The 19,233-nt window shown below is 57.4% G+C and carries 14 protein-coding genes, 4 tRNA genes, 1 rRNA gene and 1 riboswitch; of the genes, 16 read left to right on the top strand and 3 right to left on the bottom strand.

What is annotated here, in order from left to right; all coding sequences use genetic code 11:
- Positions 1 to 73: 73 nt before the first annotated feature.
- The 6 genes from aruF (at position 74) to astE (ending at position 6,547) form a co-directional block, all read left to right on the top strand.
- Positions 74 to 1,093: an arginine/ornithine succinyltransferase subunit alpha gene (gene aruF / locus ABTV22_RS23215; RefSeq protein WP_433736766.1), complete on the top strand. Its 1,020-nt coding sequence runs from the start codon at positions 74 to 76 to the stop codon at positions 1,091 to 1,093.
- Between the two features lie 72 nt (positions 1,094 to 1,165).
- Positions 1,166 to 2,191, top strand: a complete 1,026-nt coding sequence (gene astA, locus ABTV22_RS23210; protein ID WP_433736765.1) for an arginine N-succinyltransferase — start codon at positions 1,166 to 1,168, stop codon at positions 2,189 to 2,191.
- Complete coding sequence (gene astD, locus ABTV22_RS23205) at positions 2,188 to 3,657, top strand: succinylglutamate-semialdehyde dehydrogenase (protein ID WP_433741488.1); 1,470 nt, start codon at positions 2,188 to 2,190, stop codon at positions 3,655 to 3,657. The genes astA and astD overlap by 4 nt, the downstream gene beginning before the upstream one ends.
- Positions 3,658 to 3,828: 171 nt before the next feature.
- Positions 3,829 to 5,175 (top strand): N-succinylarginine dihydrolase, encoded by a 1,347-nt coding sequence (gene astB / locus ABTV22_RS23200; RefSeq protein WP_433736764.1) that lies wholly within the window; start codon positions 3,829 to 3,831, stop codon positions 5,173 to 5,175.
- 61 nt (positions 5,176 to 5,236) lie between these two features.
- The gene (locus ABTV22_RS23195; protein ID WP_433736763.1) at positions 5,237 to 5,524 is read left to right on the top strand and encodes a topoisomerase II; all 288 of its coding nucleotides are present in this window, start codon (positions 5,237 to 5,239) and stop codon (positions 5,522 to 5,524) included.
- Between the two features lie 12 nt (positions 5,525 to 5,536).
- Complete coding sequence (astE, locus tag ABTV22_RS23190) at positions 5,537 to 6,547, top strand: succinylglutamate desuccinylase (RefSeq protein ID WP_433736762.1); 1,011 nt, start codon at positions 5,537 to 5,539, stop codon at positions 6,545 to 6,547.
- Positions 6,548 to 6,667: 120 nt separating this feature from the next.
- Here the strand turns inward: astE and ABTV22_RS23185 are convergent, their stop codons facing one another.
- Positions 6,668 to 7,177 carry a 6,7-dimethyl-8-ribityllumazine synthase gene (locus tag ABTV22_RS23185; protein ID WP_433736761.1) on the bottom strand — a complete coding sequence of 170 codons (510 nt, stop codon included), beginning with the start codon at positions 7,175 to 7,177 and terminating at the stop codon, positions 6,668 to 6,670.
- Positions 7,178 to 7,279: 102 nt separating this feature from the next.
- A riboswitch (FMN riboswitch) is annotated at positions 7,280 to 7,449 on the bottom strand.
- A gap of 197 nt (positions 7,450 to 7,646) precedes the next feature.
- Here ABTV22_RS23185 and ltaE point away from each other — a divergent pair.
- From ltaE to ABTV22_RS23150, 7 genes are all read left to right on the top strand, one after another.
- The gene (gene ltaE / locus ABTV22_RS23180) at positions 7,647 to 8,651 is read left to right on the top strand and encodes a low-specificity L-threonine aldolase (RefSeq protein WP_433736760.1); all 1,005 of its coding nucleotides are present in this window, start codon (positions 7,647 to 7,649) and stop codon (positions 8,649 to 8,651) included.
- A 146-nt stretch (positions 8,652 to 8,797) separates the two neighbouring features.
- On the top strand, positions 8,798 to 11,422 hold the full coding sequence (alaS, locus tag ABTV22_RS23175) for an alanine--tRNA ligase (RefSeq protein WP_433736759.1): 2,625 nt from the start codon (positions 8,798 to 8,800) through the stop codon (positions 11,420 to 11,422).
- 91 nt (positions 11,423 to 11,513) lie between these two features.
- The gene (locus ABTV22_RS23170) at positions 11,514 to 12,755 is read left to right on the top strand and encodes an aspartate kinase (RefSeq protein ID WP_077045934.1); all 1,242 of its coding nucleotides are present in this window, start codon (positions 11,514 to 11,516) and stop codon (positions 12,753 to 12,755) included.
- Positions 12,756 to 12,941: 186 nt separating this feature from the next.
- Positions 12,942 to 13,130 (top strand): carbon storage regulator CsrA, encoded by a 189-nt coding sequence (csrA, locus tag ABTV22_RS23165; RefSeq protein WP_010226667.1) that lies wholly within the window; start codon positions 12,942 to 12,944, stop codon positions 13,128 to 13,130.
- Positions 13,131 to 13,192: 62 nt separating this feature from the next.
- Positions 13,193 to 13,283, top strand: a tRNA-Ser gene (locus tag ABTV22_RS23160).
- A gap of 108 nt (positions 13,284 to 13,391) precedes the next feature.
- Positions 13,392 to 13,468: transfer RNA gene (locus tag ABTV22_RS23155), tRNA-Arg, on the top strand.
- A gap of 71 nt (positions 13,469 to 13,539) precedes the next feature.
- A tRNA-Arg gene (locus tag ABTV22_RS23150) sits at positions 13,540 to 13,616 on the top strand.
- A 19-nt stretch (positions 13,617 to 13,635) separates the two neighbouring features.
- Here the strand turns inward: ABTV22_RS23150 and ABTV22_RS23145 are convergent.
- A complete protein-coding gene (locus ABTV22_RS23145; RefSeq protein WP_433736758.1) occupies positions 13,636 to 14,154 on the bottom strand; it encodes a cell envelope protein SmpA in 519 nt (172 codons plus the stop codon).
- Positions 14,155 to 14,473: 319 nt separating this feature from the next.
- On the opposite strand from ABTV22_RS23145, the gene mgtE reads away from it, so the two are divergent.
- Positions 14,474 to 15,916: a magnesium transporter gene (gene mgtE, locus ABTV22_RS23140; RefSeq protein WP_433736757.1), complete on the top strand. Its 1,443-nt coding sequence runs from the start codon at positions 14,474 to 14,476 to the stop codon at positions 15,914 to 15,916.
- 100 nt (positions 15,917 to 16,016) lie between these two features.
- Here mgtE and ABTV22_RS23135 read toward each other — a convergent pair whose 3' ends face one another.
- Positions 16,017 to 16,343 carry an Arc family DNA-binding protein gene (locus ABTV22_RS23135; RefSeq protein ID WP_003178899.1) on the bottom strand — a complete coding sequence of 109 codons (327 nt, stop codon included), beginning with the start codon at positions 16,341 to 16,343 and terminating at the stop codon, positions 16,017 to 16,019.
- A gap of 606 nt (positions 16,344 to 16,949) precedes the next feature.
- Here ABTV22_RS23135 and ABTV22_RS23130 point away from each other — a divergent pair.
- Both ABTV22_RS23130 and ABTV22_RS23125 read left to right on the top strand, forming a co-directional pair.
- Positions 16,950 to 17,026 (top strand) — tRNA-Arg (locus ABTV22_RS23130).
- 633 nt (positions 17,027 to 17,659) lie between these two features.
- Positions 17,660 to 19,196, top strand: a 16S ribosomal RNA gene (locus ABTV22_RS23125).
- Positions 19,197 to 19,233: the final 37 nt, after the last annotated feature.

Here is a 19,233-nt window from a genome sequence, read left to right as displayed (position 1 = left end):
TCGCGAGCAAGCTTCGCTCCTACAAGGGTTCGGTTTATTTCCTCAACAAGAGTTTTGAAAAAGGAGTGACACCATGCTGGTGATGCGCCCCGCGCAAATGGCTGATCTGGGCGAGGTACAGCGTCTGGCTGCGGACAGCCCGATTGGTGTCACTTCCTTGCCGGATGACGTTGACCGCTTGAGCGACAAGATCGCCGCGAGCGAAGCCTCGTTTGCCGCCGAAGTGAGCTTCAACGGTGAAGAAAGTTATTTCTTCGTTCTGGAAGACACCGCCACCGGCAAACTGGTGGGCTGCTCGGCCATCGTGGCCTCGGCCGGTTATTCCGAACCGTTCTACAGCTTCCGTAATGAAACCTTCGTGCACGCCTCCCGCGAGCTGAAGATTCATAACAAGATTCACGTGCTCTCCCAGTGCCACGACCTGACCGGCAACAGTTTGCTGACCAGCTTCTACGTGCAGCGCGAGTTGGTGGGGTCGCCATGGTCCGAGCTCAACTCCCGTGGGCGCCTGCTGTTCGTGGCCAGCCACCCGGAGCGCTTCGCCGATTCGGTGGTGACCGAGATCGTCGGCTACAGCGACGAAAATGGCGACTCGCCGTTCTGGGATGCCATCGGCCGCAACTTCTTCGACCTCAACTACGCTGAAGCCGAGCGTCTGTGCGGCCTGAAGAGCCGTACCTTCCTGGCCGAGCTGATGCCGCACTACCCGATCTATGTGCCGCTGCTGCCGGACTCCGCTCAGGAAGCCATGGGCCAGGTGCACCCGCGGGCGCAGATCACCTTCGACATCCTGATGCGCGAAGGCTTCGAGACCGATCACTACATCGACATTTTCGACGGTGGCCCGACCTTGCACGCTCGCGTCTCGGGGATCCGCTCGATTGCCCAGAGCCGCGTGGTGCCGGTGAAAATCGGCGAGCCGGTCAAAGGCGTCGGACGCCAATACCTGGTGGCCAATGCCCAGTTGCAGGATTACCGCGCGGTCATGCTCGAGCTCGATTACGCGCCGGGTAAACCCGTGACCCTGGACCTGGAAGCGGCCGAAGCCTTAGGGGTCGGCGAAGGTGCCAGCGTGCGCCTGGTGGCGGTTTAACGCCTGCGTCAAAAAATGCCTGAAAGCAGCGAGTTTCACGGGTGGCGCAAGCGGCCCGTTTGAGGAGATAGCATGATCGTTCGTCCCGTACGCAGCAGCGATTTACCCGCTCTGATCGACCTGGCCCGCAGCACCGGCACCGGTTTGACCACCTTGCCGGCCAACGAAGAGCGCCTGGCCCATCGGGTCGGTTGGGCCGAGAAGACCTTCCGCGGCGAAGCGGGGCGAGCCGATGCGGACTATCTGTTCGTGCTCGAAGATGATGACGCTCGCGTGGTGGGCATTTCCGCCATCGCCGGCGCTGTCGGCCTGCGTGAGCCTTGGTACAACTTCCGGGTCGGGCTGACAGTCAGCGCTTCGCAAGAGCTGAACATCTATCGCGAAATCCCGACGCTGTTCCTGGCCAACGACCTGACCGGCAACTCTGAGTTGTGCTCGCTGTTCCTGCACGCCGATTACCGCAGTGGCCTCAACGGCCGCATGTTGTCCAAGGCGCGGATGTTGTTCATCGCCGAGTTCCCGCAACTGTTCGGTAACAAGATCATCGCCGAGATGCGCGGTGTGTCCGATGAGGCTGGGCGCTCGCCGTTCTGGGAGAGCCTGGGCCGCCACTTCTTCAAAATGGAATTCAGCCAGGCCGACTATCTGACCGGCGTGGGCAACAAGGCATTCATCGCCGAACTGATGCCGAAATTCCCGCTGTACACCTGCTTCCTGTCGCCGGATGCGCGCAATGTGATCGGTCAGGTACACCCGGACACCGAACCTGCGTTGGCGATGCTCAAGAGCGAAGGTTTCAGCTATCAAGGCTACGTCGACATTTTCGACGCCGGTCCCGCGATCGAGTGCGAAACCGGCAAGATCCGCGCCGTGCGCGACAGCCAGGCGTTGGTACTGGCCATCGGCACGCCGGGCGACGACGCCACGCCGTTCATTATTCATAACCGCAAGCGCGAAGACTGCCGGATCACCGCCGCACCCGCGCGCTTCGCCGCCGGCACGCTGGTGGTCGATCCGCTGACCGCCAAACGTCTTCAACTCAACGCCGGCGATCAGGTGCGCGCCGTTCCGTTGTCTGCTGCTCGGGAGTCGAAATAATGAAGTCGCTATACATCGCAGGTGAATGGCTGGCCGGTCAGGGCGAAGCCTTCGAGTCGCTGAACCCTGTGACCCAGCAAGTGCTGTGGTCCGGTCAAGGCGCCACCGCTGCCCAGGTTGAATCGGCTGTGCAAGCCGCACGTCAGGCTTTCCCGGGCTGGGCTCGTCGGACCCTGGAAGAACGCATTTCGGTGCTGGAAGCCTTTGCCGCCGCTCTCAAGAATCGCGCCGATGAACTGGCTCACGCCATCGGTGAGGAAACCGGCAAACCCCTGTGGGAATCGGCGACCGAAGTCACCAGTATGGTCAACAAGATTGCGATCTCGGTGCAGAGCTATCGCGAGCGTACCGGCGAGAAGAGCGGCCCGCTGGGCGACGCCACCGCGGTCTTGCGTCATAAGCCACACGGTGTGGTGGCGGTGTTTGGTCCTTACAACTTTCCGGGTCATTTGCCGAACGGTCATATCGTTCCAGCGCTGCTGGCGGGCAACAGTGTGCTGTTCAAGCCCAGCGAGCTGACGCCGAAAGTCGCCGAACTGACGGTCAAGTGCTGGATCGAAGCCGGCCTGCCAGCGGGCGTGTTGAACCTGCTGCAAGGCGCTCGCGAAACCGGTATCGCCCTGGCGGCGAACCCTGGGATCGACGGTCTGTTCTTCACCGGCTCCAGTCGCACCGGTAATCATCTGCACAACCAGTTCGCCGGTCGCCCGGACAAGATCCTCGCGTTGGAGATGGGTGGTAACAACCCGCTGGTGGTCGATCAGGTCGCCGATGTGGATGCCGCTGTTTACACCATCATTCAGTCAGCGTTCATTTCTGCCGGTCAACGCTGCACCTGCGCACGTCGCTTGCTGGTGCCGCAAGGTGCCTGGGGCGATGCGTTGCTGGCGCGTCTGGTGGCGGTCAGCTCGAGCCTTTCGGTCGGTGCCTTCGATCAGCAGCCGGCGCCGTTCATGGGCTCGGTGATTTCCCTTGGCGCGGCCAAGGTGCTGATGGATGCCCAGGAGCATCTGCTGGCCAACGGTGCGGTGGCCCTGTTGGAAATGACCCAGCCTCAGGCTCAGGCTGCATTGCTGACCCCAGGCATTCTCGACGTGACCGCCGTGGTCGAGCGCCCGGATGAAGAGCTGTTCGGCCCCTTGCTGCAAGTGATCCGCTACGCTGATTTTGAAGCGGCCATTGCTGAAGCGAATGACACCGCTTACGGCCTGGCGGCGGGTCTGTTGTCGGACTCCGAAGCGCGCTATCAGCAGTTCTGGCTGGAAAGCCGCGCCGGTATCGTCAACTGGAACAAGCAACTGACCGGTGCCGCGAGCAGCGCGCCATTCGGCGGCGTCGGCGCCTCGGGCAACCACCGCGCCAGTGCCTACTACGCGGCCGACTACTGCGCGTACCCGGTGGCCTCGCTGGAGACGCCGAGCCTGGTGTTGCCGAGTGCACTGACTCCGGGCGTACGGCTTTCTTAAATAGCGTTATTGAATGCGTTGGAAGGTCCTGCGGACCTTATCGCCAGCAAGCCGGCTCCTACAGTGAACGTGTGCTCTTGTAGGAGCCGGCTTGCTGGCGAACGACCGCGAAGCGGTCGCCTGCGATCTTGCAGATGTCATTGATAAAAACAGATTCGTGGAGCCTCGCTGATGAAATCCTATGAAGTCAATTTTGACGGTCTAGTGGGGCCGACCCATAACTACGGCGGTCTGTCCTACGGCAACGTCGCGTCCCAGAGCAACAGCCAGCAGTCCTCGAACCCGAAGGAAGCCGCGCTGCAAGGCTTGGCGAAGATGAAAGCGCTGATGGACATGGGCTTTCAGCAAGGCGTGCTGGCCCCGCAGGAGCGCCCGGACGTGGCTGCACTGCGTCGCTTGGGCTTCAGTGGCACCGACGCGCAAGTGATCGAGCGTGCCGCCAAAGACGCGATGCCGTTGCTGGTGGCCAGTTGCTCGGCGTCGAGCATGTGGGTCGCCAATGCCGCCACCGTCAGCCCAAGTGCCGACACCGCTGATGGTCGCGTGCATTTCACCGCCGCCAACCTCAATTGCAAATACCACCGCAGCATCGAGCACCCGACCACCAGCCGCGTGTTGGGGGCGATGTTTGCCGACCAGAAGCACTTCGCGCATCACGCCGCCTTGCCGGCCGTGGCGCAGTTCGGTGACGAAGGTGCGGCCAACCACACCCGTTTCTGCCGTGAGTACGGCGAAGCTGGCGTCGAGTTCTTCGTGTTCGGCCGCAGTGCGTTTGATACCCGTTACCCGGCACCGCAGAAGTACCCGGCGCGCCAGACCCTTGAAGCCTCCCAAGCCGTCGCGCGCTTGCACGGCTTGAAAGAAGACGGTGTGGTCTACGCCCAGCAGAACCCTTCGGTGATCGATCAGGGCGTATTCCACAATGACGTGATCGCCGTGGGTAATGGCGAAGTGCTGTTCTATCACGAGGACGCGTTCCTCGAGACCGAGCAGATGCTGGCCGAGTTGCAGAGCAAGCTCGCCAAGGTCGGTGGGAAATTTCAATCGATCTGCGTACCGCGTTCTGCAGTCACCGTCGAAGACGCGGTTCGTTCCTACCTGTTCAATAGCCAATTGCTGTCGCGTCCTGACGGCTCGATGCTGTTGATCGTGCCGGAAGAATGCCGTGGCAACGAGCGTGTCTGGCAATACCTGCAAGGTTTGACCAGCTCCGGCGGGCTGATCCGTGAAGTGAAGGTGTTCGATCTCAAACAAAGCATGCAGAACGGCGGCGGCCCTGCTTGCCTGAGGTTGCGCGTGGCGCTCAACGAAACCGAACTGGCGGCGGTCAATCCAGGGGTTATCATGACGGCACCGTTGTACGGCACGTTGACCGAATGGGTTAACAAGCACTATCGCGACCGCATGACCGAAAACGATCTGGCGGACCCGCAATTGCTGCTTGAGTGCCGGACGGCACTGGATGAACTGACGCAAATCCTTAAACTGGGCGCGGTTTATCCATTCCAGATCAATTGATCGACGGTGTGCTGTCGGGCACGACAGCGCACTGCATCATCTCCAATGAGAGCGTAATCACATGAGCGACAAACTGCAGCTGATCCTTGAAGACACCGACGGCACGCAACTGGAAACTTCCTGCACCCGCGTCGCGGTCATGTGGCAAGGCAAAGAGCTGTGGATCCAGCAGGACGGCCGCGGCCAACTGCTGATCGGCGTGGACGTCGAAGAAGATGACGAGGAGTACGCCAACCTGCTGCTGCGCCCATTGGCGACTAACCTTGTAAGTCTGCAACTGGAGATGGAACCGGCTGACCTCGGCGACGAGGAGCACGTTCACGGCCCGGATTGCAATCACGACCACTAAGGAAATCGCTCTATGCTCGCCCTCGGCAAACTGCTTGAACTGACCCTCGCCGGCCGTGAACCGGCGGAGAAGACTCAACTGACTGTCGAAGGCGTGCGCATGCGCTGGTTGAGCGAGGGTGCGCTGGAAGTCCGGCCGCCCGAAGCGCGTGACAATGGCCTGGATCTGCTGCTGTCGGCAGGGATCCATGGCAACGAAACAGCGCCGATCGAATTGCTCGACCGGCTGTTGCATGACATCGCACGCGGCGACCTGAAGCCGCGTGCACGTATTCTGTTCCTGTTCGGCAACCCCGAAGCGATCCGCAAGGGCGAGCGTTTCGTCGAGCAGGACGTCAATCGGCTATTCAATGGCCGCCACGAACAAAGCAGTGGCTCAGAAGCGTTGCGCGCCTGTGAATTGGAGCGCCTGGCTGCCAGCTTTTTCAGCCTGCCGGGTCGCCAGCGCTTGCACTACGACCTGCATACCGCCATCCGTGGCTCGAAAATCGAGCAATTCGCGCTGTATCCGTGGAAGGAAGACCGCCAGCACTCGCGCCTGGAGCTGGCTCGCCTGCGCGCCGCCGGCATGGAGGCGGTGCTGCTGCAGAACAAGCCGTCCATCGTTTTCAGTTCCTACACCTACGACAAGCTCGGTGCCGAGGCCTTCACCCTCGAACTGGGCAAGGCGCGGCCATTTGGGCAGAACGCCGGGGTTAACGTATCCCTGCTGGAAACCCGGTTGAAACAGATCATCGAAGGCACCGAACCGCAGGCGACCGAGCAAGCCCTGGACGGTTTGCAGCTGTTCAGCGTGGCACGGGAAATCATCAAGCACAGCGACAGCTTCCGCTTGAACTTGCCAGTGGACATCGAAAACTTCTCGGAGCTGGAAGTGGGGTATTTGTTGGCCGAAGACATCGCCAATACCCGCTGGATCATTGAGGAGGAGGGCGCCCGGATCATTTTCCCGAACCCCAAGGTGAAGAATGGCCTGCGAGCGGGCATCCTGGTGGTGCCGACCAGCGACGAAAACCTGGCCTGATATTAAAGCTTGGCCTTGTAGGAGCGAGGCTTGCCCGCGAAGGCGATTTCATTTTCAACACTATGTTGAATGTTAAATCGCCTTCGCGGGCAAGCCTCGCTCCTACAGGGGATTTTTTGTTTAGACGGCTACCGCACGCGGCTCGGTGCGACGCAGGTTACGAATCTTCTGCAGCGTATCGGCACAGGTCTTCGCCGCTTCCTGACCCTTGTGCACGAAATGCTCGAAGAAGAACTTCTGGTGTTCTTCACCAGCATGGAAGTGGTGCGGGGTCAGGGACACCGAGAACACCGGCACTTCGGTTTCCAGTTGCACCTGCATCAGGCCGCTGACGACCGACTGGGCGACGAACTCGTGACGGTAGATCCCGCCGTCCACCACCAGGGCTGCCGCGACGATGCCGGCGTAACGACCGGTCTTGGCCAACAGCTTGGCGTGCAGGGGCATTTCAAAGGCGCCGCCAACTTCGAAGAAATCGATGTCGGACTCTTGATAACCCTGGGCAATCATTTCGGCGACGAAGCCTTTACGGCTCTGGTCGACAATGTCCTTGTGCCAGCACGCCTGGATGAACGCGACGCGCTCGCCGTGATGGTGTTTGCTTTTGCTGTCGATTGCGGTGGGTTGCATGTTCTGACTCCTGTTTGTGTAAAAAACAGGGCGTTATGAATCGAAGGGGATTTCAGGGTACGCACGCTCGCACGAATGCTGCGCAAGGCCCATCGGCAACAATCCCGTTCTCTCTTCATCCGGACTATGACCGTCGGCCCCGGAATCACACCGGGTCTGCTGACCTTGCTGTCGCCACCGCCGAAGCCGTGTTGCCACCAAGCGCTCGCGGGCTATGCGCATTGCGCGCAATTACCGCCGGTGGGGAGTTGCACCCCGCCCTGAGAACGTTTTCGCCGCCAGAATGTTTGGCGGCGCAGTGTTTTTATCACATATTTCCTACCTGCGCATGGATGCTTTCAGATGATTGCCATCGATTTTTTCGCTGGATTGATCAGCCTTTTCCTTGCTTAAGGGTTGATTATTCGCTGGCATGACCGCAGTAATTCCTACCTGAAAGGGATTTCCCCTGCTAACCGAGGCCAGATTCATGAGCGTTATCGATCTTCGCAGCGACACCGTCACTCAGCCCACCACTGGCATGCTCGATGCGATGGCCGCAGCGGCCACCGGGGACGACGTTTACGGTGAAGACCCGACGGTCAATCGTCTGGAAGCCGAGCTTGCCAATCGCTTGGGTTTTGCCGCTGCGCTGTTTGTCCCCACCGGTACCATGAGCAACCTGCTGGGTTTGATGGCCCATTGTGAGCGCGGCGACGAGTACGTCGTCGGTCAGCAAGCCCACACCTACAAATACGAAGGGGGTGGTGCGGCGGTGCTGGGGTCGATCCAGCCGCAGCCTCTTGAGGTACAGGCCGATGGTTCGCTGGATCTGGCACAGGTTGCCGCCGCGATCAAACCGGACGATTTCCACTTCGCCCGCACTCGGTTGCTGGCGCTGGAAAACACCATGCAGGGCAAGGTCCTGCCTCTGGAGTATCTGGCCCGAGCGCGCAGCTTTACCCGTGAACACGGCTTGCAACTGCACTTGGACGGTGCGCGCCTATACAACGCGGCGGTCAAGCTCGGTGTAGATGCCCGCGAGATCACCCAGCATTTCGATTCCGTCTCGGTCTGCCTGTCAAAAGGCCTGGGCGCGCCGGTTGGCTCGGTGTTGTGCGGTTCGACGCAGTTGATCGCCAAGGCGCGCCGTCTTCGCAAGATGGTCGGCGGTGGCATGCGTCAGGCCGGGATTCTGGCGGCGGCAGGCTTGTATGCGCTGGATAACAACGTTCAGCGTCTGGCCGATGACCACGCCAACGCTCAATTTTTGGCCGAAGGCCTGCGTGCGGCAGGTTATGAAGTCGAGCCGGTGCAGACCAACATGGTTTACGTGAACATGGGCGACCAGGCTGAGGCGATCAAGGCCTTTGCCGCCGATCGAGGGGTCAAGCTCAGTGCCGCCGCTCGTCTGCGAATGGTGACGCACATGGACATCAGTCGCGAACAAATCGAGCAGGTCGTCGCGACATTCGTCGACTTTTCGCGTAAGTGATAGCGTTAGCCGTCCAATTGACCGTTTCTATCGTATAAACACGCTGTACCCCGCGCGCAGGGCCGATATAATGCGGCCCTTTGCCGTCGTTTCGTCTGTTGACGTTTCGAACAGGCCTTTGGCCGCAGCCTCCGTGGAAGAACCTAATGAAAAGCGCAGAAATCCGTGAAGCCTTCCTTCGCTTCTTCGAAGAGCAAGGCCACACCCGTGTAGCCTCCAGCTCTTTGATTCCGGGCAACGACCCAACCCTGCTGTTCACCAACGCGGGGATGAACCAGTTCAAGGACTGCTTCCTGGGCCAGGAAAAGCGCGCGTACACCCGCGCCGTCAGCAGCCAGAAATGCGTGCGCGCCGGCGGCAAGCACAACGACCTGGAAAACGTCGGTTATACCGCTCGTCACCACACGTTCTTCGAAATGCTGGGTAACTTCAGCTTCGGCGATTACTTCAAGCGCGACGCCATCACCTATGCCTGGACCTTCCTGACTTCCGACAAGTGGCTGAACCTGCCTAAGGAAAAGCTCTGGGTCACCGTCTACGCCAGCGATGACGAGGCGTACGACATCTGGACCAAGGAAATCGGCGTTCCGGCCGAGCGCATGGTTCGTATCGGCGACAACAAGGGCGCGCCGTACGCTTCCGACAACTTCTGGACCATGGGCGATACCGGCCCTTGCGGTCCTTGCACCGAGATTTTCTACGATCACGGTGCCGACATCTGGGGTGGCCCACCGGGCTCGCCGGAAGAAGACGGCGACCGCTACATCGAAATCTGGAACAACGTGTTCATGCAGTTCAACCGCACCGCCGACGGCGTGTTGCACCCGCTGCCAGCGCCGTCGGTGGACACCGGCATGGGCCTGGAGCGGATCAGTGCCGTGCTGCAGCACGTTCACTCGAACTATGAAATCGACCTGTTCCAGAGCCTGCTGAACGCATCGGCCAAGGCCATCGGCTGCACCAACGACGCTCAGGCTTCCCTGAAAGTCGTGGCTGACCACATCCGTTCCTGCGGTTTCCTGATTGCCGACGGTGTGCTGCCGTCCAATGAAGGTCGCGGCTACGTGCTGCGCCGGATCATTCGTCGCGCTTGCCGTCACGGCAACAAGCTGGGCGCCAAGGGCAGCTTCTTCTATCAGATCGTTGCGGCCCTGGTCGCCGAGATGGGTGAAGCCTTCCCTGAGCTGAAATCCCAGCAGGCGCACATCGAGCGCGTGCTGAAAGCCGAAGAAGAGCAATTCGCCAAGACCTTGGAGCAAGGCCTGAAGATCCTCGAGCAGGATCTGGCCGAGCTCAAGGGTGACGTGGTACCGGGCGACGTGGTGTTCAAACTCTACGACACCTACGGTTTCCCGATGGACCTGACCGGCGACATCGCTCGCGAGCGCAGCCTGACCATCGACGAAGAAGGTTTCGAGCGTGAAATGGAAGCCCAGCGCGTCCGTGCACGTTCCGCCAGCTCTTTCGGCATGGACTACAACAGCCTGGTGAAGGTTGATGTCGACACCGAATTCACCGGTTACCACGCCACCAGCGGTTCGGCGAAAGTCGTTGCTCTCTATAAAGATGGGCAGTCGGTCAATGTATTGAATGAAGGCGAAGAAGGCGTTGTGGTGCTCAATCAGACTCCGTTCTATGCCGAATCCGGTGGCCAAGTCGGCGACTGTGGCTATCTGCAGGCCGGGGCTTCGCGTTTCGAAGTGCGCGATACCACCAAGACTGGCGGTGCTTTCCTGCATCACGGTGCCCTTGTCCGTGGCAGCCTGTTGATCGGTGCGCCGGTGGAAACCCACGTTGAAGCCGACGTGCGTCACGCCACTTCGCTGAACCACTCGGCCACTCACTTGCTGCACGCGGCATTGCGCAAAGTGTTGGGCGATCACGTTCAACAGAAAGGCTCCTTGGTGGACAGCCAGCGCCTGCGCTTCGACTTCAGCCACTTCGAAGCGATCAAGCCTGAACAGCTGAAAGCACTGGAAGACATCGTCAACGCCGAGATTCGCAAGAACTCCGCCGTTGAAACCGAAGAAACGGATATCGAAACCGCCAAGCAGAAAGGCGCCATGGCGCTGTTCGGCGAGAAGTACGGCGACAACGTGCGCGTGCTGAGCATGGGCGGCGATTTCTCCGTCGAGCTGTGCGGCGGTATCCACGCCAACCGTACCGGCGACATCGGCCTGCTGAAAATCATCAGCGAAGGCGGTGTGGCTTCGGGTGTGCGTCGTATCGAGGCTGTCACTGGTGCCGCGGCACTGGCTTACTTGAATGCGGCGGAAGAACAACTCAAGGAAGCGGCCAGCCTGGTCAAGGGCAGCCGCGACAACCTGATCGACAAGCTGTCGGCTGTGCTGGAGCGCAACCGCCTGCTGGAGAAACAACTCGAGCAGTTGCAGGCCAAGGCAGCCAGTGCGGCGGGCGACGATCTGTCGGCGCAAGCGCTGGACGTCAAGGGCGTGAAAGTGCTGGCTGTGCGTCTGGATGGCCAGGATGGCAAGGCGCTGCTGGCGCTGGTCGATCAGCTGAAAAACAAACTCGGCCGCGCAGTGATCCTGCTCGGCAGTGTCCATGAGGATAAGGTCGTACTGGTTGCAGGCGTAACCAAAGACCTGACTGGCCAACTCAAAGCCGGTGATTTGATGAAACAAGCCGCTGCGGCAGTGGGCGGGAAGGGCGGTGGTCGTCCAGACATGGCGCAGGGCGGCGGTACCGACGCTGGCGCACTGGATGCTGCACTGGCGCTGACCGTTCCATTTGTAGAGCAGGGTCTATAAGGCAGCGTGTCCGGCCCGCAGTCTAGTGGCGGGCCGCAACGCTGTTTGAGTGTTTATTTGGGCGCCCTTCATGGGCAGAGGCGGCTTTGAAATGGCTTTGATCGTACAGAAATTTGGAGGCACCTCGGTCGGCACTGTCGAGAGAATCGAGCAGGTCGCCGACAAGGTTAAGAAATTCCGCGATGCCGGCGATGACCTGGTGGTTGTGCTGTCTGCAATGAGCGGCGAAACCAACCGTCTGATCGATCTGGCCAAGCAAATCAGCGGTGACGGCCAGCCGGTTCCTCGCGAGCTGGATGTGATCGTTTCCACCGGTGAGCAGGTGACGATTGCCCTGTTGGCCATGGCGCTGATCAAGCGTGGTGTGCCAGCTGTGTCCTACACCGGCAATCAGGTACGGATTCTGACGGATAGCGCGCACAATAAAGCGCGTATCTTGCAGATTGATGACCAGAAGATTCGCGGTGATTTGAAAGCGGGTCGCGTGGTGGTTGTCGCCGGTTTCCAGGGCGTCGACGAGCACGGCAACATCACCACTCTCGGTCGTGGCGGTTCCGACACCACTGGCGTAGCGCTGGCGGCAGCCTTGAAGGCTGACGAGTGCCAGATCTACACCGACGTCGACGGCGTCTATACCACCGACCCACGCGTGGTGTCCGTGGCCCAGCGCCTGGACAAAATCACCTTCGAAGAGATGCTGGAAATGGCCAGCCTCGGTTCCAAGGTGCTGCAGATCCGTGCGGTGGAATTCGCCGGCAAGTACAACGTCCCGCTGCGCGTACTGCACAGCTTCAAGGAGGGTCCGGGCACCCTCATTACTATTGATGAAGAGGAAACCATGGAACAGCCGATCATTTCCGGCATCGCCTTCAACCGCGATGAAGCCAAGCTGACCATCCGTGGCGTGCCAGACACCCCGGGCGTTGCGTTCAAAATTCTCGGCCCGATCAGCGCCGCGAACATCGAAGTCGACATGATCGTGCAGAACGTTGCGCACGATAACACCACCGACTTCACCTTCACCGTGCACCGCAATGACTACCAGGCCGCCCAGGGCGTGCTGGAAAACACCGCTCGTGAGATCGGTGCCCGTGAAGTCGTTGGCGACACCAAAATCGCCAAGGTATCGATCGTCGGCGTTGGCATGCGTTCTCACGCAGGCGTAGCCAGCCGTATGTTCGAATCCCTGGCCAAGGAAAGCATCAACATCCAGATGATCTCGACTTCGGAAATCAAGGTTTCCGTGGTGATTGAAGAGAAGTATCTGGAACTGGCTGTGCGCGCCCTGCACACGGCTTTCGATCTGGACGCACCGGCCCGCCAGGGCGAGTGATGCGTTCGCCAAAGGGCGCGGTCTGACCGCGCCCTTTGTTTTTGAATGGCGTGACCCCCCGAAGCTGTTCTTTTGCTCGCGTTAGTCAATACTCTGGCATGTAGGCCTCGACCGAACCGGTTGTAGGCTTTTTGCCTTTTTTTTGCAGACTGTTGTCCCTGAAATGAAATGCGTGAGGAGAAAGGTATGCTGATTCTGACTCGTCGGTGCGCAGAAAGCCTGATTATTGGTGATGGCGAAATCACCGTGACCGTGCTCGGCGTCAAAGGAAATCAAGTGCGTATTGGCGTGAATGCCCCCAAAGAGGTGGCTGTCCACCGCGAGGAAATTTACCTGCGCATCAAGAAAGAGAAGGACGAAGAACCAACTCATTAATTTTTATCGTTTTTTATGTTTGCAAACGGGGAAGAAGCTGGTTAATATACGCCCCGTGTTGCGGAGAGCTGGCCGAGTGGCCGAAGGCGCTCCCCTGCTAAGGGAGTACACCTCAAAAGGGTGTCGGGGGTTCGAATCCCCCGTTCTCCGCCATTATTTTCGTAGTACGTTGTAATCTGGCTTTTTCGGTAAGTTGTTGAAATTACTAGAAAAAAGAGCTTTACAAAAAGATTCAACGGCCTATAATGCGCGGCAACAAATGCACTCGTAGCTCAGCTGGATAGAGTACTCGGCTACGAACCGAGCGGTCACAGGTTCGAATCCTGTCGAGTGCACCATTTAAGAGTTGTTTGCAGTGATGTGAATGGCTTGGCTTCAACCAGTTGTGATCTGGTATAAAAACACAAATGCACTCGTAGCTCAGCTGGATAGAGTACTCGGCTACGAACCGAGCGGTCACAGGTTCGAATCCTGTCGAGTGCACCATACAACAGAAAGCCCGCATTTATTGCGGGCTTTTTGCCGTCTGGGATTTGGCTTTTCCTTTCGTGCATCCTCTCTCATCGAATTCAATGTGTGCGCTGCGACCTCGCTTGGTTTCGTAGCGGTAGCTTGTGCTTGAGTTCCGAATGCTGATCTTGTCTGGCTTGCCGAGAGCGCTTTCCACATCTTTTTGGGTCATGCCCGCGATAATCCGCTGATTGATGATTGCTTCGCGCCGCTCTTTGGCGTCGATCAAGTTTCCGCATTTGTCTTCTGCCCTGCCGACGACGGTTAGGCCCTTCCTTTCAAATTTTGTGTCTGATGTTGGGCGAAATTCAGCTTCGGGCATTAGAGTTGTCATTGTGCTGCCTGGTGTGAATGTGCGGACCTCCTGGAGCGATAGGCTTTCGCTGGTCTTGCAGCTCAGCGTAGTGAAGGTGATGTGCCCATTGGTTGCCTCGCATCGGTGAACGGTCGTGGCAAAAGCCCAGGCAGGGCAGAGCAGGGGGATGAGTAAATGGCGACGCATGTTCGATGGCATCGAGTGTCCTCCGTGACGGTTGTTCTCAAGCGTAGCTTTCACATTTTTCCACTGCGGTGTGTTTTCTTTTCGGGATGAGTCGTCGCAGTTCAAGCGTCAGGAGGCTGCTCAAGTTTGTCTTGCAAGCGCTTGTTTCAGCCGCGATTTTTTAACATTTAAAACCATCAGGCGGTGTATCATTGCGCCCGTCAGCCCCGCCGGGGCTTGTGGAATACCTCCATGGACTTACCCAGTAGTTACTCAGTAAAACGTTTTTCCAATCATGAATTGACTGATTGATCCTTCCGGCGTACTCCACTGCTGGGAGTGGAGTTCGCCTATGTCTGAAATTGAAGTAAAGAAAACGCAGGAAAGCTTGCAGGACCGCCTCGCTCAAGTCGTTGAGTTGCTGCAGCGCCAGCGAGTGGTTGAAGACCTGACGCACCGTCAGGAGGGTCCGCATCACGACCTGGTCGAAAACCTGGTTCATCGGCAAAACCTTGTTGAGTTGCAACGCAAGCTCGATGACCTGCACTCCGCCGACGTCGCCTACATCCTTGAAGCCTTGCCGCTGGACGATCGTCTGACGCTCTGGCAATTGGTCAAGGCCGATCGAGACGGCGATATTCTTCTTGAAGTATCTGACTCGGTCCGTGAAACCCTGATCGCCGACATGGACGATCACGAGCTCTTGGCTGCGGCCAAGGACATGGATGCCGACGAACTTGCTGACTTGGCTTCCGAGCTGCCGCGAGATGTCGTCCACGAGTTGATGGAGACGCTCGACCAGCAACAACGCGAGCGCGTGCGTTCGGCTCTGTCCTATGACGAGGATCAAGTCGGTGCGTTAATGGATTTCGAGATGGTGACGATCCGTGAGGATGTCAGTCTTGAAGTGGTGTTGCGTTACTTGCGTCGTCTCAAGGAGTTACCAGGTCATACCGATAAACTGTTTGTAGTCGATTACGACGGTGTCCTCAAGGGCGTACTGCCGATCAAGCGTCTGCTGGTCAACGATCCGGATAAACAGGTTTCTGAAGTCATGGCCAGTGATCCGGTGAGCTTTCATCCGGATGAAGAGGCCTACGATGCCGCTCAAGCGTTCGAGCGTTACGATCTGATTTCCGCACCTGTGGTCGACAAGAATGGCAAATTGATCGGCCGTCTGACAATCGATGAAATGGTCGACCTGATTCGTGAAGAGAGCGAAAGCGAAGTTCTCAACATGGCGGGTTTGCGTGAAGAAGAAGATATTTTTGCGTCAGTCTGGAAATCTCTGCGTAACCGCTGGGCCTGGCTGGCAATCAACCTGATTACCGCATTTGTAGCATCTAGGGTGATCGGATTATTTGAGGGGTCTATTGAAAAGCTCGTGGCGCTTGCGGCGTTGATGCCGATTGTCGCGGGTATCGGTGGCAACTCTGGTAACCAGACGATCACCATGATCGTTAGGGCCATGGCGTTGGACCAGGTGAGCACAGGCAATACTTCGCGACTTATGCGTAAGGAGTTGGCGGTCGCTTTGATCAATGGTGTGATCTGGGGTGGTGTGATCGGCGTTGTTGCCTATCTTCTTTATGGCAGCTGGTCTTTGGGGGTGGTGATGACCGCCGCCATGACGCTTAACTTGTTGCTGGCAGCATTGATGGGGGTCTTGATTCCAATGACGCTTGCGCGACTTGGGCGCGATCCCGCGATGGGGGCCAGTGTAATGATCACTGCCATGACTGACAGCGGAGGCTTCTTTATTTTTCTCGGGCTGGCGACAATCTTCCTGCTCTGACTCTCTTCATTCTAAGCCCGCCATCCGGCGGGCTTTTTTATGGCTGAATTTCAGGCAAAAAAAAGCCAGCGATCAGGCTGGCTTGAGCTTTCGGAGAGAGTCAGGACGCGTCAGCGGCCATCTCTGCATCATGGGCAATAAGTGAAACGAGGGCGTTTTGCTGGCGGTGAGAGAGTTGGCGGAAGCGTTGCAGCAATTCGCGTTCGTGTAATGAAAGCTCGGGACTGTCCAGTCGCATGCTGAGTTCTTCGCCTAGGGCGCCTTCCTGAATAAGGCTTTGCTCAAGGCGCGCGATGATTTCGGAGTTCATGCTGCGATGATGATTGCGAGCCACCTCGGCAATGCGTTCACGCATTCCGTCTGGCAGACGTACGACGAACTTGTCAGCCGTACGGCTGGAATAAATTGCCTGTTTCAATGGGCGCATATATTTAACCGGTTAGTTCAGGGGAGCGGTTCTCGGGATTGGCCGCAGGATGTCTGATACGACAAGCGCTATGGCCAAATGTTCAACCTGAATTGAGAGAGGCCTGCATCATGCCTCAAAACAGCCATATCATTGGCGTCAATTCTGTGACAAATATGGACTGGGTAAAGGCGTTATGCCAGCACCAATTATCAGAAATGCGGACTGGTTTGGAAAGCTGGCTAATCCGTATCGCTGACCGCGTCCTCTGCCTGGCTGAAATTTCAGGCGGGCATTTCATGCGAGTCGATCACTGTGCCTTTCCCTTTATAGGATAGTGGCAAATGGCCGATTTACTAGAGCAGGGTATGTGGTCCAGGTCATTTAGGAAGGGGGTGGGGGATTTTTTCATCAGGGCTGGGTTGAGGGCTTTCGAGACGTATCTGACGGCTGTTTTTTTCTGCGTGACGAGGGGGGAGGTGCCTTCTGGTTTACTCGGTAATTCTTCTCTGGCTCTTAGGTCTATGTGCCTACACTTAAAAAGCCTATGGATGACATGACAAAGGCGGGCGTGCCCGTTAACATGCACGCCGTCTATCGCTCTGTGTATTCTCGCGGGCAATTTGTGTCTCAGTAGCTCAATTGGATAGAGCATCCCCCTCCTAAGGGGAAGGTTGGCAGTTCGAACCTGCCCTGGGACACCACCTTTCTGGATCTTTAGCCTCCTCCTTTTCTCCCTATTTCTATCATCGGCTGCTCTGAACTGCATTTTGTCTATTCTTGATTCCTTCTATCTATATAGACGGAGGGTGATTCTTGTCTTTTACGCATTATTTGTAGAAAAACCAAATCAGGGCTTGACGGCAGATTCTAGAGGCCTATAATTCGCCCCACTTCCGGCGCAGTCGAAACGGAAAACTCCTTGGTAAACAATGAGTTACGCAGTTTTCGACGGCAGGTTGCTTCAGGTCATCGAAGTCGAAAGGAAGTTGAAAAAGAGGTGTTGACAGCAGCGAGTAACGCTGTAGAATTCGCCTCCCGCTGACGAGAGATCGAAAGCGCAAGTGGTTGAAGTTGTTAAGGAAATCCTTGAAAACTTCTGAAAATAATCACTTGACAGCAAATGAGGCTGCTGTAGAATGCGCGCCTCGGTTGAGACGAAAGATCTTAACCAACCGCTCTTTAACAACTGAATCAAGCAATTCGTGTGGGTGCTTGTGGTATCAGGCTGCTAGTCAACAGATTATCAGCATCACAAGTTACTCCGCGAGAAATCAAAGATGTAACCAACGATTGCTGAGCCAAGTTTAGGGTTTTCTCAAAACCCAAAGATGTTTGAACTGAAGAGTTTGATCATGGCTCAGATTGAACGCTGGCGGCAGGCCTAACACATGCAAGTCGAGCGGATGAAAGGAGCTTGCTCCTGGATTCAGCGGCGGACGGGTGAGTAATGCCTAGGAATCTGCCTGGTAGTGGGGGACAACGTCTCGAAAGGGACGCTAATACCGCATACGTCCTACGGGAGAAAGCAGGGGACCTTCGGGCCTTGCGCTATCAGATGAGCCTAGGTCGGATTAGCTAGTTGGTGAGGTAATGGCTCACCAAGGCGACGATCCGTAACTGGTCTGAGAGGATGATCAGTCACACTGGAACTGAGACACGGTCCAGACTCCTACGGGAGGCAGCAGTGGGGAATATTGGACAATGGGCGAAAGCCTGATCCAGCCATGCCGCGTGTGTGAAGAAGGTCTTCGGATTGTAAAGCACTTTAAGTTGGGAGGAAGGGTTGTAGATTAATACTCTGCAATTTTGACGTTACCGACAGAATAAGCACCGGCTAACTCTGTGCCAGCAGCCGCGGTAATACAGAGGGTGCAAGCGTTAATCGGAATTACTGGGCGTAAAGCGCGCGTAGGTGGTTTGTTAAGTTGGATGTGAAAGCCCCGGGCTCAACCTGGGAACTGCATTCAAAACTGACAAGCTAGAGTATGGTAGAGGGTGGTGGAATTTCCTGTGTAGCGGTGAAATGCGTAGATATAGGAAGGAACACCAGTGGCGAAGGCGACCACCTGGACTGATACTGACACTGAGGTGCGAAAGCGTGGGGAGCAAACAGGATTAGATACCCTGGTAGTCCACGCCGTAAACGATGTCAACTAGCCGTTGGGGACCTTGAGTCTTTAGTGGCGCAGCTAACGCATTAAGTTGACCGCCTGGGGAGTACGGCCGCAAGGTTAAAACTCAAATGAATTGACGGGGGCCCGCACAAGCGGTGGAGCATGTGGTTTAATTCGAAGCAACGCGAAGAACCTTACCAGGCCTTGACATCCAATGAACTTTCCAGAGATGGATTGGTGCCTTCGGGAACATTGAGACAGGTGCTGCATGGCTGTCGTCAGCTCGTGTCGTGAGATGTTGGGTTAAGTCCCGTAACGAGCGCAACCCTTGTCCTTAGTTACCAGCACGTTATGGTGGGCACTCTAAGGAGACTGCCGGTGACAAACCGGAGGAAGGTGGGGATGACGTCAAGTCATCATGGCCCTTACGGCCTGGGCTACACACGTGCTACAATGGTCGGTACAGAGGGTTGCCAAGCCGCGAGGTGGAGCTAATCCCATAAAACCGATCGTAGTCCGGATCGCAGTCTGCAACTCGACTGCGTGAAGTCGGAATCGCTAGTAATCGCGAATCAGAATGTCGCGGTGAATACGTTCCCGGGCCTTGTACACACCGCCCGTCACACCATGGGAGTGGGTTGCACCAGAAGTAGCTAGTCTAACCTTCGGGGGGACGGTTACCACGGTGTGATTCATGACTGGGGTGAAGTCGTAACAAGGTAGCCGTAGGGGAACCTGCGGCTGGATCACCTCCTTAATCGACGACTCAGCTGTACCATAAGCTCCCACACGAA

It is taken from the genome of Pseudomonas putida (assembly GCF_050990305.1).
Classification (GTDB): domain Bacteria; phylum Pseudomonadota; class Gammaproteobacteria; order Pseudomonadales; family Pseudomonadaceae; genus Aquipseudomonas; species Aquipseudomonas putida_AH.
Note: the sequence above shows the minus strand (reverse complement) of the source record. Positions and strands in the feature narration are given on the sequence as shown.